The organism is Stenotrophomonas sp. PS02297 (genome assembly GCF_029959705.1).
GTDB classification, from domain to species: Bacteria; Pseudomonadota; Gammaproteobacteria; order Xanthomonadales; family Xanthomonadaceae; genus Stenotrophomonas; species Stenotrophomonas nitritireducens.
In genome coordinates, this window is sequence record NZ_JASCOS010000092.1 from 1 (window position 1) to 14365 (window position 14365).

Below are 14365 nucleotides of genomic sequence, written 5' to 3' on the forward strand. Positions count from 1 at the left end.
GAATAGGGAACAGCCCCGCGCCCAAGCCGTTCCGTCTTGGGCGCGGGGAATGCCAAAAAATCCGGGCGCGGCGGTGGCCGCGCCCGGTGTTCAAGGCCCAAAGCCAGAGCGCCCCTGCGCCGCCTTCGGGCAGGCCGCGCAGGGGCGGCGCACAAGTAGCCTTGTGCGCGGGAAACCCTCGAAGCCCATAAGTGCGTCGGCGCACAACGCCGACGACATTCCGAATGCGCCCCGCCCCAATGGTCGGGGCTTGTGGGCCTACGCCCCGGCTTGCTGCCGCAGGTTGCACGAAAGCGTGCCGTCCTCGACGCTGGCGGTTCGTCACCTGTACGTCACGAAGGACGGTTCACCGACACGCCACCCGGCCTTGCAATGGAGCTTCCACGCCACGCCTCAAGCAAGAGGCCGCCTGCTACGTCAGGGGCGCTTTCACCTTGTCGCTGGGCGTTGTCCTTGCCCGTGCCAGGGCGCAAGCCGGTGAAGCCGTCGCGCGGGGAGCCGAGCCGGCCATGTTTCCTTTCGGAGCGGGTCGGCCCAAGGCGTCCTGTCTGTTTGTGAATCCTGGCGGTGGCCGGGCTTCTATGGCTGCAACCTTCCAGCGAAAACAATTTCCCCTGCGCTGTGCGCATTCCTCGCGGGACAAATTCTTTTCGCTTCCAGGCGCTCCACTGCGTTGCGCCCGCAAGCGGTGCAGCCAGCCCGTCCCCCGCCGGTCGGATCACAACAGGACGCGATGGGCGCGAACCCTGTTCAACCGAAAGGAGATTCATCATGGCAAACATCGGCACCTTCACCGCAGAGAAAGACGGCTTCACCGGCACGCTTCGCACCCTGACCCTCAACGTCAAGGTCAAGCTGGTTGCCAACGACAAAGGCGAGAACGAAAACGCCCCCGACTTCCGCCTTCAGGCGGCCGGCCACGACATCGGCGCGGGGTGGAAGAAGACCAGCGAAGCCGGGCGGCCCTACGTGTCAGTGTCCCTCGACGATCCTTCGTTCCCGGCGACGGTCTATGCCCGCCTGATCGAGAACGAGGACGGCACGCACGACCTGATCTGGTCGCGCAGCAAGCCCAAGGCGGCCTGACGGCCGCCCACCGCGCCCCGTCCCTTGCGGCGGGGCGCGATGCTGCTGATCGCAGCGCCGCACGCACAGGGTTTCGGCAGTTGTCTCATGCGCCGCATGTTCAGGGCCGGCATCGCATCGGTGATGGTCGAATGGCTCGAAGCCCGTGGCGACAAGCGCAAGATGGCGTGTCGGCGCTGAAAGCGCCGCCGGGCTTTCGGGCTGCGCCCCGTGCCGACTTCGCCGTCACGGCCATGCGGCTTCAATCCCTCACGCCTTCGCGCCTGCGGCGCTGCGCGCTCCGCTTGCGGCTATGTCTCGAACGCCGCGATCTGGCTTTCCGTCTCGGCCATCAGCACCGCCGTACTGCAATCGAGTGCGCGGGCGATTTTGAAGATGATCGCCAGCGTGGGCATGTGTTCGCCACGCTCGATCTTGCCCATGTGCGAACGCTCGATGCCGGCCAGGTGCGCCAGCGATTCTTGCGCAATCCCTCGCTCCATCCGTAGCGCACGCACCGCCGCGCCGAAGGCTTGCGCCAGGTCGGCATCGAAGGTGGTAACGCCGGCCGGTCGGCCTGGCTGAACGGATCGCTTCTGCATAGACAGAAGCGTCGAATCAAAGGACAATTAAAACCACGTTATCTTTAACTCATTGGCGAAAAAACGGTGTTCCGTGCTTTTACGGAAATCCGTATCTACGGATTCCAACAGAACCGGGGAATCGCATCCGTGTCTTTCCGGCTTCCTACAATTGCGCTTCTGCGCTTGCGTTCTTCCAAGGATGCGATGGCTTGCGCATCCGTGCTTGCGCACGAAAGCACGGAGACGGTTTGGCGGTTCCGTGCTTCGACGCACAAGCGCATCCGCGCATCCTCGGTTTCGTGGAGGTTCCGGCCATGACCCTGCCACTTGTCACCGCTGACGAACGTGCCCGGCTGCTCGCCCACGGAGCGGCGCTCGCCGCTGGCCAGCACCTCGACCCGCTGCCCGTAGTGCGGCTGTTCACCCCCGACGCGCATGTGACCTGGCTGCTGGTGTCGCTCGACCCTGCGGATGACGACACGGCCTACGGGCTGATCGACCTCGGTATCGGGATGCCCTCGCTGGGCACGGTCAAGCTCTCCGACCTAGCCGGCATCGTCGGCCCGCGCAAGCTGCCGGTGCGGCGGGATCGGTATTTCCAGGCGCTGCGCCCACTGTCGGAGTACGTCCGGCTGGCGCAGGAGAACGGCGCGATCACGGACTGATGAAGGCCAGCGCAGCCCGGCCAGCCGGGGCGCATTGTGACTATTTCGGTCTTACCCAAGACCTGTACGGTCTCAATCGGCATTGATGCACCGAAGCGGTGCCAGCCTGATGCAAACAGTCATGATCTTTGGCGCGGCCTGCGGCACGGTATCCGGTGCCGCGCACCATTTCCGGGTTGCGCAGCCGTCGCATTCAGACGATTGCCGCAACACGCCGGAGCCAAACGGTCTTGACACCGACAGTTACAGCTTAACCTTTTTTGATGACGACCTGATGGCGTTTCGATAGCTCCCGCACGGCGGAATCCGTGGCGACGCACCCCAAGCACAGGGAGGTCTCGCCATGACTGATCGCAGCGCCGAACACTGGTATCCGACAGCGGCTTATCTCTACGTCCTGCACCTCGACGGCCCCGCACTGGCGTGGGAATACTTGCGCCGAAACCCCGGCTACCGCCGCGACTGGCGGCGCCGTCGCCGGCGGCCGGACGCGGCGCTGGCTTGGGGCCTGCGCCTGCTGGAAGATCCCGCTCTGGATGCGCGCGACGCGCATCCGGCCTGGTTCCCCGATCATGATGCCGTGGTGCAGCTTGTTCCCGATGCCGACCCGCCGCCCGAAGCCGCTGCCTTCGAGTTCTGGCGCGTGCCTGGCCGCAAGCAACTGATCCATGATGGCAAGCGCCTGGTGCTGGTGTCGCACTGGCCCGGCTGCTGCCTGCGGCTCGCGCTCGCGCCCGGCCTGGAAGACGGCATGGCCTACCTGTACGCCACCCGTGCCTGCGCCGCGCCTTGCGCGCGCTACCGCACGCTGGCGACCGAGCTGGATGCGCTGTCCGCCGCGACCGTGGCCGCGCCTGCGGCAGCGGCGCGCTCCCGGCCCACGCCGGCCGCGGTGCTGGAACTGCACACCTTGCAGGCGCTCGACGCGACCCTGGCGGGCGCGTCCTTGCGCGAAGTCGCCGAAGGACTGTTCGGCGCGGATGCCGTCGTGGCCGACTGGCACAAGGACAGCGCCTTGCGTGCCCGCGTGCGGCGGCTGGTCAGGCGTGGCGAGGCGCTGATGCGCGGCGGCTATCGCAGTCTGGCGCAGGTCTCGCCAGTTGCATCGTAGTAAGGGGGGACGTTTTGCAGTCCCTGCAATTCGTCCCTTAGCAAGAAGCCCATCTTTCTTGAAAGTGCCTCTATCCGGCCGCGTGGTGTGGCCGGGCTTGATGGAGGTACATCCCATGCGACCCGCTCCCTTGCGGCCTGCCGCCGCTGCTGTCCCTGCGCCCGCGCAGCCCCAACGCTACCTGACCAACGACGAGGCCGCCGACTACCTGCGCCTGTCGCCGCGCACGCTGGAGAAGCAGCGCGTGATCGGCGGTGGCCCGAAGTTCCGCAAGTTCGGCCGCCGCGTCATGTATGCGGTGAGCGACCTCGACGCCTGGGCCGATGCGCGCAGCTACGCGGCCACTTCCGACCCGGAATATGCCGAACGGCATGCGGGCGACTACCGTGACGGCCGCTGACCATCGGCGCGTGGGTGGCCTTCGCCATGTCCAGCCCGCCAGGGCAAGCCTTGCAGCAGCGCGAACAGCTCGACCTGTTCCGCGCGCTGCCGGGCGACATGGCGCCACGCGACAGCCAGGACTTGATGGCCTTTCCGTTCTTCTCGCTGGCGAAGTCGCGCCGCACGGCGCCGATCGACTTCCGGGCAGGCGGCATCACCATCCGCGTGGAGGGGACGCAGGAGCATGGCATAGCGACCATTTGGGATGCCGACATCCTGATCTGGGCGGCCTCGCAGATCGTGGAAGCCCGCGACGCGGGCATCCCGACCTCGCGGCTGATGCAGGTGCGCCCTTACGAAATCCTGCGCTTCATCGGGCGCGGTACGTCGCTGCGCGACTACCAGCGCCTCAAGGCCGCGCTCGACCGGCTGCAATCGACCACGGTGGCCACGTCCATCCGCGAAACCACGGGAAGGCGACTGCATCGCTTCTCGTGGATCAACGAGTGGAAGGAACTGGCCGATGCCAGCGGCACGCCGCTGGGCATCGAGCTGATCCTGCCGGACTGGTTCTACGCGGGCGTGGTGGACGCGGCCCTGGTGCTGACCATCGACCCGACGTACTTCCGGCTCACTGGTGGCATCGAGCGGTGGCTGTACCGCCTGGTGCGCAAGCACGGCGGACGGCAGGAACACGGCTGGCAATTCGATTTCCAGCACCTGTACCGCAAGTCGGGCAGCGTGGCGCGTTTCTACGACTTCGCCGCCGACCTGCGCGCGCTGGTGGCGCGGCAGTCGCTGCCCGGCTACGTCCTGGGCATCGAGCGGATGCCTGGCGAGAAAACCGAACTGCTGACCTTCCGGCCCGTGCTGCATACGGCACGGGGATAAGTGCGGGAAAACCTGTTAATTCACTCGTGCTATCAGGCAACAGTGGACTCGTGCTATCAGGCAACAAATCCTCGTGCTATCAGGCAACAAAATCGGCCGCAAACCCGCGCCGCTGCTGGGTTTTCTCGCCCCTTAACTTCCCTAACAGTAAATACATAACTTTTAGTAGAAGCGCGCCGTTTCGGTGGACAACCACCCAACGGCACGAAATGCAGGAGCGAAAGACCGGCTTTCCAGCAGGGAGGGCCGCGCCATGATCCTTGCTCTGCTCAACCAGAAAGGCGGCGTCGGCAAGACCACGCTCGCCACGCACATCGCCGGCGAGCTGGCGATGCGCGGCCAGCACGTCATCCTGCTCGATGCCGACCCGCAGGGTTCATCGCTGGATTGGACGCAGCGCAGAAGTCAGCAAGGCTTGCCGCGGCTGTTCAGCGCCGTCGGCCTCGCCCGCGAAACGCTGCATCAGGAAGCGCCAGAACTCGCCAGGCGGGCCGATCACGTCATCATCGACGGCCCGCCGCGCATCGCGGCCTTGGCGCGCTCCGCACTGCTGGCGGCCGAGCGCGTGCTGATCCCGGTGCAGCCCAGCCCCTACGACGTGTGGGCCAGCGCCGAGATGGTTTCGCTGATCCGCGAGGCACAGGTGTTCCGGCCTGCGCTGCGCGCGGCCTTCGTCATCAATCGGCGCGTCAGCACCACCATCATCGGGCGTGAGGCACGGCAATCGCTGGCCGAACAGCCGTTGCCCGCGCTGCGCTCGGAGGTGCATCAGCGCATCGTGTTCGCCGACAGCGTGGCCGCTGGCCGGCTCGCCCGCGAGACAGCGCCCGACAGCGCCGCCGCCCGCGAAATCACCGCCCTGGTGGATGAACTGCTGCGGTGGCCGACATGACGGCGAAGCCACCACCACGCGGCAAGCGTGTCGGCATCGGCGCACGTCCGCCCGCGAATCCGCACGCAGAAGCGTGGATTCGCCAGGGCGATGCCGATGCGCTGGGCAAAGGCGACCTCTACACCGCGCGCCTGACCCTGGACATCACGCCCGCCATGCGGGCGCGCATCAAGGTGTCGGCCTTCACGCAAGGCGTGACCGTGGCCGACCTGCTGCGCGGCCTGCTGGAGCGGGAGTTTCCCGATCACCACAGGGAGAACACACCATGACCGCATCCGCTTTGCCTGCCGCGAACGCGGCACCGGCTATGCCGCTGCCTGCGCTTTCGGCACTCGCCGGACAGGCCGGCAACGTGCCGCTGACGCGCGTTTCGCTGGCCTACATCGAGGCCCGTTTCAAACTCTACCTGCGCTTTGGAGAACCTGCGCGCACACTCCAGCTAGACCGCTGGCGGCGCTGCGCAGTGTTCCTGCCGGGCGCGATGCTCTGCCGCATCCGCTGGCAGGCCAACGATTACGGCACGATCCGATGGCAGCTCATGGTGATGCAAACGTGCACGCCGCTCGATGCCGTGCAGCGCATCCCAGGCGTGCAGCCAGGCGCGCGCCTGCTGCTGCACGCAGAAGGCGATGCCAATGTGCGCGCCGTGCTGGAACGCATCGACGCCATCGAAGCGCTGGGCATCGCCGCCATCGACGTGTCGCCCGCGTACTGGCGCACGCTGGGCAACCGTCTGGCGGCCCGCCTTGCGCTGCCCGAATACACCGCCGAGCGGCACGCCGCTTGGCTGGCCGGGAAGGTGCTGCCATGACGGCCCCGACCAACACGGGCGGCGCGTCGGCCGTTGCGCCGCGTCCTCGCTTGTACCCACGTTCACGTTTGCGCGCTCGCGTCGTCGTGGCGACACTGGCCGCCATCGGTCTCGCTGCGCTGGCCTGGGCGGCTTTCGTGCAACCACCGCCGCGCCTGATCTACAACCCGTCCGACAGCGTGGCGGTCGGCTGGTATCGCATAGAACCGTTCGCCCCGCGCACCGCCTCGCTGCCACGTCCGTTGTCCGTGGACAGCATCGTGCTGGTGCCACTGCCCGACAGGGCCGCCATGCTGGCTGCGCAGCGCGGCTACCTGCCGACGCGCGTGCCGCTGCTCAAACGTGTGGGCGCGGTCGCGCCGCAACACGTCTGCATCGTCGCCGGGCAGGTACGCATCGACGGCGTGCCTGCGGCCGCCGTGCTGCCTGCCGACCGGCTGGGCCGGCCGCTGCCATCCTTGCAGCTTTGCCGCCGCCTCGAACCGGGCGAGCTGTTCCTGTTGAGCGTGACCAACCCGGCATCGTTCGACAGCCGGTATTTCGGCCCGGTCAGCGCATCCGCCGTGATCGGCGTCGCGCATCCGGTCTGGCTGGAGACACGCCCATGATGGCCGCCAATTCGCTGCGCTCCGGCGTGCCATCGGGCATGTCGTTCTACTGTTCGTCGCCGTGTCGTCGCGCCTGCCGTGCCGGTGCATTCGCACCGCACGTCGCGCTGCCTTCGGCGAAGCCGTCCAACGTGCAGGCGTCTTGCCTCGAACGCGCCCGGCCTGCGGCCTTCATAGCGTCAGTTCGCGCGTTCGCCGGCGCGCTGGCTGCTCCCGCAGCAGCGCCGCCGGGCCGCCGGTGCCTGGAGCGACAGCGGAAGGCAAAGGCGGAAGGCAAGATTGAAGGGTGCGGCACCAGGGTGCGCGCAAAGCCAGTCTGCACGTGGGGGTGGCGCGGCACGCGCCTTATGGCGGCTTCGTGCCGCGACAGCAGCCAATGCCTTGCAGCCATTGGAGAATCCGCGTGCCTCGCCCGCCAGGGTGCGACGGGCTTACCTGGAGCCACGCCATGAACCAGCGCGGAAACTCCCCCGGTGACGACCATTTCCGCATCCGGCCCGGCAAGCCCAAGCAGCGCGGCGACACCTTTGTTTCGCAGGTGCTGCGCCAGGCCGGCAAGGCGGCCAACGCGACCGGCGGCAAGCGGGGCAAGGCGCCCGGTTCACGCCTGGGACGCGGCCATGTGGCGGCCCGCTTCACCGGCCAGTCGCTGACGGCAAACTCACGCCGCGCCACGGTCAAGGTGCGGCTGGTGTATCTCCAGCAGGCCAGCGGCCGCTCCACCGTCCAGCACCTGCGCTACATCGAGCGCGAGGGCGTGGACAGGCAGGGCGGGCCGGGCCATGCCTACGGGCCGGCGACCGACGAGGCCGACACCGCCGCCTTCGAGGAACGCGGCCGGGGCGACCGCCATCAATTCCGCTTCATCGTCTCCCCCGAAGACGCGGAACAACTCGACGACCTGCGCACCTACACCCGGCACCTGATGCAACGGATGGAGGCCGACCTGGGCACGCGACTGGACTGGGTGGCGGTCGATCACTGGAACACCGACAACCCGCACACCCACGTCGTGCTGCGCGGCAAGGACGACACCGGCAAGGATCTGATCGTCTCGCAGGACTACATCACGCGCGGCATGCGCGAGCGGGCGATGGAACTGGCGACCGAGTGGCTGGGGCCGCGCACCGAGCTGGAGATACAGCGTACCCTGGCCCGCGAGGTGGAACAGGAGCGATGGACAAGCCTGGATCGCACCTTGCAGCGTGAAGCCGTCGATGGCCTGGTTCACACGGAACGGCTTGCCGAACCCAGGCTGCAACGCCGGCGCCTGCTGCTCGTCGGTCGCCTGCAACACTTGCAGCGCATGGGACTGGCGACGGAAACGGCGCCGGGCACCTGGGCCATTCATGCAGAAGCTGAATCCACCCTGCGGGCGATGGCCGAGCGCGGCGACATCATCCGCACCATGCAGCGGGCGATGGGCGGCAGGCAGCGCGAGCTGGCCGTGTTCCAGCCCGGCCAGGACGATGGCGAAAACGGCCACACCATCGTGGGCCGTGTCGCAGGCAAAGGGCTGGCCGACGAGTTGTACGACCGAGGCTATCTGGTCATCGACGGCGTGGACGGCAAGGCGCACTACGTGGCGCTGCCGCCGCGCACCGAGCTGGAGCAGTACCCGGCCGGCGCCATCGTGGAAGTGAAGGGTTCGACCGAGGTTCGCGCCGCCGACAAGAACATCGCCGCGCTGGCGAGTGATGGCCTGTACCGTGCCGACCATCACCTTGCCATCGAACAGGGCCGGGCCAAGCCCGGACGCGACCCGCAGGAGGTTGTCGCCGCCCACGTCCGCCGGCTGGAAGCCCTGCGCCGGGCCGGCATCGTGGAGCGCGTGGCCGAAGGGCTATGGAAGGTGCCAGACGATCTGGCCGAGCGTGGTCGCCAGTACGACGCGCAGCGCCTGGGTGGCGTGGCGGTGGAGCTGAAATCGCATCTGTCCATCGAGCGGCAGGCCCGCGTCATCGGCGCGACCTGGCTTGACCAGCAACTGATCGGCGGCGACCGTGGGCTGGGCGACCTGGGCTTTGGCGGCGAGGCCAAGCAGGCCATCCAGCAGCGCGCCGACTTCCTGGCCGAACAGGGGCTGGCCGAGCGGCGCGGGCAGCGCATCATCCTGGCGCGCAACCTGCTTGGCACGCTGCGCAACCGGGAACTGGCGCAGGCCGCCAAGGACATTGCCGCCGAAACCGGACTGGCGCATCGCCCGGCGGCGGATGGGCAGCGGGTCGCCGGTATCTACCGGCGCTCGGTCATGCTGGCGAGCGGGCGCTACGCGATGCTCGATGACGGCATGGGGTTCAGCCTGGTGCCGTGGCGACCCGTGATCGAGCCACGGTTGGGGCAGCAGATCGCGGCGACGGTGCGTGGCGGCGGGGTGTCGTGGGAGATCGGAAGGCAGCGAGGGCCGACAGTTGGATGATCAATGCTCAGCCGGTAATCCATTCGCCTGGCTCGGCCCGCGGACGCTGAGGTCGATCACGTTGACGGCAAGCGGTCAATTGATTTCGCAGACTGGTCGGTGTCCAGGCTGTCGAACGACGGCGCTCAGCCTCGCCATATCGGGATCATTAACGAGGCAAGAGCAGTTCCAGAAACAACTTCTTGTGAAGCTCGTGCATTTTTTTCAGCGACAGGCCCGTTTCTTCAGCGCGCTCGCCCAGCAGCACGCATTTGGCCAGCCAATACACGACAGGGCAAAGCACGATCTCGAAATGTTCTGTCAGCGCGCTTTGACGCATCACTCCCCGGCGTACGCATTCGTCGACCAAGGCCTGCGAACTCGCGCGCATCTTCAACAGGATGTTGGCGTGCCATCGTTCGATGAGGCCGGGTACCCGCTTGCTCTCCGCGATCAGCAACTGGAAGGTCGGAACGGCAAGCGGACTGTCCAGGCGTGCATAGAGCTTGTCGATGTAGGCCTCTGCTATCTCCTGGATCGAGCCATTGGCCTCGGACAGAAACACGCTGAAAGAATCTTCCGTCGTAGGCAAGGCTGCCATCAACAGTTCTTCGAAGACCTGATCCTTGCTGCCGAAGTGCGCATAGACCCCTGACTTCGACATGCCTGCGCGTATGGCGATTCCCTCGACAGTGGTCTTGGTAAACCCATGTGCGAGGAACTCGATCAGTGCAGCATCCAGGATTTCCCGCTTTCGCTCGGCTCCTGGCAAATAACGGCGCCGCCGACCGCCTCGGTGAGACGAGCTACTCAAGATATCTCCCGGCCTAGGCCTGCTTCAACACGCTGCGAAATTGTTGCGGCAATTCTAACGCGGCTCGCCTGGCGCAGTCTCGCCATTCTGCTTTCAGAGCTGCAATCAAGGCAGCACGGAGCTTCACTTCAACGCCCACCCGTGCCGCACCCCTTGTCGTAGAGCGGCCCATGCGTACGCCCACGTGACCGATCGAGCCGCGGATAAGCGCTTCGCATTTGGGGAATTGATGCTATAGTCCAAAACGACGAATGGGTCGTTTCTTGCGTAATTCATTGATCGTCATAGGAAGAGGACGCGTTTTGATGGCGAATGAAGGTGAAGTCTCGATACAGATGGATGCGTTGGCCCGCGCTGTCCAGGCCGCTGCCAGCGCGTCCATCTCGCCGCAGTCTCTCCTGCTGGCGTGGACGGATTGGGCTTCGCATCTGGCCTCCTCGCCGGGCAAGCAGTCCGAGTTGATGTCACTGGCGGCCGAACAGGCGTCCGCGCTTGCCGGCTATCTGCGCGAATGCCTTCTGGCCGGCACGGGAGAAGCCCGCGATTGCATCGAGACACCGGTGCAGGATCGGCGCTTCGCTGCCCCGGAATGGCGCCATTGGCCGTTCAACCTGTTGCATCAGGTCTTTCTGCTCAACCAGCAGTGGTGGTCGCAGGCCACCCATGGCGTATCCGGCGTGGACAAGCACCACGAGAACGTGGTGGCCTTCGCGGCCAGGCAGTGGCTGGACATGCTCTCTCCCGGCAACCACCTGCTGACCAATCCAGAGGCGCTGGCACGTACCGTCGCCGAGGATGGCGCGAACCTGCAGCGCGGCCTGGCGCATCTGCTTGACGACATCGAGCGCTCGCTGGCCAAGCTGCCGCCCGCAGGAGCGGAGGCGTTCGTGGTCGGTCGCGATGTGGCCGCCACGCCGGGCAAGGTGGTGCTGCGCAACCAGTTGATGGAGCTGATCCAGTACGCGCCCTCGACCGAAACGGTGCACCCGGAGCCGGTGCTGGTGATCCCCGCCTGGATCATGAAGTACTACATCCTCGATCTTTCTCCGCACAACTCCCTGATCAAGTATCTGGTAGGCCAGGGCTATACGGTGTTCTGCATCTCCTGGAAGAACCCGGGCCAGGCCGAGCGCGATCTGGGCATGGACGAGTATCTGGAGCAGGGCTTCCATGCAGCGCTGCAGGCCGTCAACGCGATCGTTCCCAAGCGCAAGGTGCACGCCACCGGTTATTGCCTGGGCGGGACGCTGCTGGCGATTGCCGCTGCGGCGATGGCGCGCGATGGCGATGAGCGTCTGGCCTCGTTGAGCCTGTTCACGGCGCAGACCGACTTCAGCGAACCCGGCGAACTCGGGTTGTTCATCGACGAAAGCCAGGTGTCCATGCTGGAAGCGCAGATGGCCGAGGCCGGTTATCTGCGCGGCGACCAGATGGCCGGCGCCTTCCAGATGCTGCGCTCCTATGACCTGCTTTGGTCGAAGATGGTGCAGGAATACCTGCTCGGCGACCGCAGGCCGATGAACGACCTGATGGCCTGGAATGCCGATCTGACCCGGATGCCGGCGAAGATGCATTCGCAGTACCTGCGGCGGCTGTTCCTGGACGACGATCTCAGCGAGGGGCGCTACCCGGTCGGCGGCCGTCCGGTCTCGCTGGGCGACATCGGTCTGCCGACGTTCGCCGTCGGCACGCTCACCGACCACGTCGCGCCCTGGCGCTCGGTGTACAAGCTGCATTACCTCACGCCCACCGAGATCACCTTCGCGCTGACCAGCGGCGGGCACAACGCCGGCATCGTCAGCGAACCGGGCAGGCCCAGACGCAGCTACCGGATCGGTACGCGTGCGGCCGGCGCCAGCTACGTGCCCCCCGACCGTTGGCTGGAGCAGACGCCGGTACAGGACGGGTCGTGGTGGCCGGCCTGGATCGCGTGGCTGCAGGAACGCTCGGGAACGCCCGTCAAGCCGCCCGCGATCGGGGCGCCCTCCAAGGGCTACAAGCCGCAGTACGCGGCGCCGGGCCACTACGTGCTGGAGACATGACATGAACGATATGCCAGCCGTCGCCACAGGTGGCAAGCGCCGTCCGCCGCCGCTGCGGGCCCGGCCGATCCTGGCCAGCACCGCGCTGGCGCTGCTGGCCGGCTGCGCCAGCCTGGCGCCGGAGTATGAACCGCCCGTCGCGCCGGTACCGCAGAGCTATGCGTCCGCCGTGGGCGCATCGACGCCAGGGCGCGAGGATCTGCCGCCCTGGCGCGACTACTTCACCGATCCGCTGCTGCAGCGCCTGATCGAGACGGCGCTGGGCAACAACCGCGACCTGCGCGTCGCCGCGCTCCGGGCCGAGGAAGCCCGGGCCGCATTCCAGATCCAGCGCGCCGATCAATTCCCGGGCCTGGGCCTGGGCGTGCAGGGCGCGCGCGCGCGGGTGCCGGGCGATCTCAACTACTATGGGCAGTCCGTGGTCGGCAGCGAATACCGCGCCGAAGTCGGCCTGAGCAGTTGGGAACTGGACCTGTGGGGCCGCATACGCAACCTGAAGGATGCGGCACTGCAGCAGTGGCTGGCCACCGATGCCGGCCGTCAGGCGGTCGAACTGGCGCTGATCGTCCAGGTCGCCGATGGCTACCTGGGGCTGCGTGAACTGGACGAGCGCGTGGCGATCGCGCGCCGCACCGTGGATTCGCGCGCGGAGTCCTACCGCATCTTCCAGCGCCGCCAGGAAGTCGGCTCGACCTCCCGGCTGGACCTGACCCAGGTGCAGACCCTGTTGACCCAGGCGCAGGCGCTGCTGGCCCAGCTCGAACGCGCGCGCGCCAGCCAGTACCACGCACTGGCCCAACTGGTCGGCGCCGATCCCGGCGCGCTCCCGGCCCGCGCGCCGTTCGACGAGGACACGGTGCTGGCAGCGCTGCAGCCAGGGCTGCCTTCGGACCTGTTGGTCCGCCGCCCCGATCTCATCGCCGCCGAGCATCAGCTGCGTGGCGCCCATGCCAACATCGGCGCCGCGCGCGCGGCGTTCTTCCCGCGCATCGCCCTGACCGGCAGTTGGGGCACGGCCAGCGCCGAGCTCGATGGCCTGTTCGATTCCGGCAGCCGCGCGTGGACCTTTCTGCCGACGCTGTCGCTGCCGATCTTCGACGCCGGCCGTCGCCGCGCCAACCTGGAGCTCAGCGAAGTGCGCCGCGACATCGCGGTGGCCCAGTACGAGAAATCCATCCAGACCGCATTCCGCGAGGTCGCCGACGCGCTGGCGGCCCGCCACTGGCTGGCCGAGCAGTTGCAGGTGCAGACCGTCGCGCGCCAGGCCCTGGCCGAACGCTCCCGGCTGGCCCAACTGCGCTACGACAACGGCTCGGCCGCCTATCTCGAAGTCCTCGACGCGCAGCGCAACCTGCTGGACACCGAGCAGCAACTGGTGCAGGTGCGCCGTGCGCTGCTGTCCAGTCAGGTCGCGCTGTACGGCGCGCTCGGAGGCGGGCCTGGCCAGCGCTCCAGTGGCGCAGAAGCAGGCCTTTCCACCCATTCGCAACGGGCGTCGGACATACCATGAGCAAAGCATCGTCCCTTTTTTCCAAGAAACGCATCGTCCCCGCTGCGCTGGTCGTCGCCGTCGCGGTGCTGGCATGGTGGGGCTGGCAGCGCTGGTCCGACCACGGCCCGGGCGAGGGATTCGCCAGCGGCAACGGGCGCATCGAGGCCACCGAGATCGACGTGGCCACCAAGTTGCCCGGCCGGGTGGAGGAGATCCTGGTGCGCGAGGGCGACTTCGTGCAGGCCGGGCAGACGCTGGCGCGGATGCAGACCGACACCCTGCGCGCCCAGTACGACCAGGCCGAGGCCGGGCGGCAACAGGCCGAGCACGGCGTGGCCGCGGCCCAGGCGCAGATCGCGCTGCGGCAGAGCGAGGTGGCCACCGCGCAGGCGCTGGTCGTCCAGCGCGAGGCCGAGCTCGATGCTGCGCGCCGCCGGCTGGCGCGTTCGGAGACGCTTTCGGTGGAGGGCGCCTCCTCGGCCCAGGAACTGGACGACGACCGCGCGCGGGCACGCGCCAGCCAGGCGGCGGTCGCGGCGACCCGGGCCCAGGCTGCCGCTGCCCAGGCGGCCGTGCGCGCCGCCGAGGCGCAGCTGGTCGGGGCGCAGTCC

17 protein-coding genes are annotated in these 14365 nt (G+C 67.4%); 15 read left to right on the top strand and 2 right to left on the bottom strand.

Going from position 1 to position 14365, the window contains the following annotated elements; all coding sequences use genetic code 11:
• Positions 1-771 precede the first annotated feature (771 nt).
• Together QMX80_RS14730 and QMX80_RS14735 are read left to right on the top strand one after the other, a co-directional pair.
• Positions 772-1086: a DUF736 domain-containing protein gene (locus QMX80_RS14730; protein ID WP_033474826.1), complete on the top strand. Its 315-nt coding sequence runs from the start codon at positions 772-774 to the stop codon at positions 1084-1086.
• Between the two features lie 39 nt (positions 1087-1125).
• A complete protein-coding gene (locus tag QMX80_RS14735) occupies positions 1126-1266 on the top strand; it encodes a hypothetical protein (RefSeq protein ID WP_154583261.1) in 141 nt (46 codons plus the stop codon).
• A 110-nt stretch (positions 1267-1376) separates the two neighbouring features.
• Here the strand turns inward: QMX80_RS14735 and QMX80_RS14740 are convergent, their stop codons facing one another.
• Positions 1377-1667 (bottom strand): helix-turn-helix transcriptional regulator, encoded by a 291-nt coding sequence (locus tag QMX80_RS14740; RefSeq protein ID WP_033474827.1) that lies wholly within the window; start codon positions 1665-1667, stop codon positions 1377-1379.
• A gap of 296 nt (positions 1668-1963) precedes the next feature.
• Between QMX80_RS14740 and QMX80_RS14745 the strand changes: the two genes are divergently transcribed.
• The 10 genes from QMX80_RS14745 to QMX80_RS14790 all read left to right on the top strand — a co-directional run bounded on the left by QMX80_RS14745 (position 1964) and on the right by QMX80_RS14790 (position 9427).
• Positions 1964-2314, top strand: a complete 351-nt coding sequence (locus tag QMX80_RS14745; protein WP_033474905.1) for a DUF2958 domain-containing protein — start codon at positions 1964-1966, stop codon at positions 2312-2314.
• Positions 2315-2435: 121 nt separating this feature from the next.
• Positions 2436-2603, top strand: coding sequence for a hypothetical protein (locus tag QMX80_RS14750; protein ID WP_192840743.1), 168 nt, complete (start codon positions 2436-2438; stop codon positions 2601-2603).
• Positions 2604-2657: 54 nt separating this feature from the next.
• A complete protein-coding gene (locus tag QMX80_RS14755; RefSeq protein ID WP_033474828.1) occupies positions 2658-3425 on the top strand; it encodes a DUF2285 domain-containing protein in 768 nt (255 codons plus the stop codon).
• Positions 3426-3540: 115 nt separating this feature from the next.
• Complete coding sequence (locus QMX80_RS14760; protein WP_033474906.1) at positions 3541-3825, top strand: helix-turn-helix domain-containing protein; 285 nt, start codon at positions 3541-3543, stop codon at positions 3823-3825.
• 26 nt (positions 3826-3851) lie between these two features.
• Complete coding sequence (locus tag QMX80_RS14765; protein ID WP_033474907.1) at positions 3852-4697, top strand: replication initiator protein A; 846 nt, start codon at positions 3852-3854, stop codon at positions 4695-4697.
• 253 nt (positions 4698-4950) lie between these two features.
• Positions 4951-5589, top strand: coding sequence for a ParA family partition ATPase (gene parA, locus QMX80_RS14770; protein ID WP_033474829.1), 639 nt, complete (start codon positions 4951-4953; stop codon positions 5587-5589).
• Complete coding sequence (locus QMX80_RS14775; RefSeq protein WP_033474908.1) at positions 5586-5858, top strand: hypothetical protein; 273 nt, start codon at positions 5586-5588, stop codon at positions 5856-5858. Before parA ends, QMX80_RS14775 begins: the two co-directional genes overlap by 4 nt.
• On the top strand, positions 5855-6400 hold the full coding sequence (locus QMX80_RS14780; protein ID WP_033474830.1) for a DUF2840 domain-containing protein: 546 nt from the start codon (positions 5855-5857) through the stop codon (positions 6398-6400). Before QMX80_RS14775 ends, QMX80_RS14780 begins: the two co-directional genes overlap by 4 nt.
• Positions 6397-7008: a S26 family signal peptidase gene (locus QMX80_RS14785; protein ID WP_033474831.1), complete on the top strand. Its 612-nt coding sequence runs from the start codon at positions 6397-6399 to the stop codon at positions 7006-7008. Before QMX80_RS14780 ends, QMX80_RS14785 begins: the two co-directional genes overlap by 4 nt.
• A 448-nt stretch (positions 7009-7456) precedes the next feature.
• Entirely contained in the window at positions 7457-9427 is a 1971-nt protein-coding gene (locus QMX80_RS14790; protein WP_033474832.1) for a relaxase/mobilization nuclease and DUF3363 domain-containing protein, read from the top strand.
• Positions 9428-9575: 148 nt separating this feature from the next.
• Here the strand turns inward: QMX80_RS14790 and QMX80_RS14795 are convergent, their stop codons facing one another.
• Complete coding sequence (locus QMX80_RS14795) at positions 9576-10220, bottom strand: TetR/AcrR family transcriptional regulator (RefSeq protein WP_161820442.1); 645 nt, start codon at positions 10218-10220, stop codon at positions 9576-9578.
• 305 nt (positions 10221-10525) lie between these two features.
• On the opposite strand from QMX80_RS14795, the gene QMX80_RS14800 reads away from it, so the two are divergent.
• The 3 genes from QMX80_RS14800 to QMX80_RS14810 form a co-directional block, all read left to right on the top strand.
• A complete protein-coding gene (locus tag QMX80_RS14800) occupies positions 10526-12262 on the top strand; it encodes an alpha/beta fold hydrolase (RefSeq protein ID WP_033474909.1) in 1737 nt (578 codons plus the stop codon).
• A gap of 1 nt (position 12263) precedes the next feature.
• Positions 12264-13772, top strand: coding sequence for an efflux transporter outer membrane subunit (locus tag QMX80_RS14805; protein ID WP_282277822.1), 1509 nt, complete (start codon positions 12264-12266; stop codon positions 13770-13772).
• A partial coding sequence (locus QMX80_RS14810) for a biotin/lipoyl-binding protein (RefSeq protein WP_282277823.1) occupies positions 13769-14365 on the top strand: 597 nt, incomplete at its 3' end. The genes QMX80_RS14805 and QMX80_RS14810, both read left to right, overlap by 4 nt.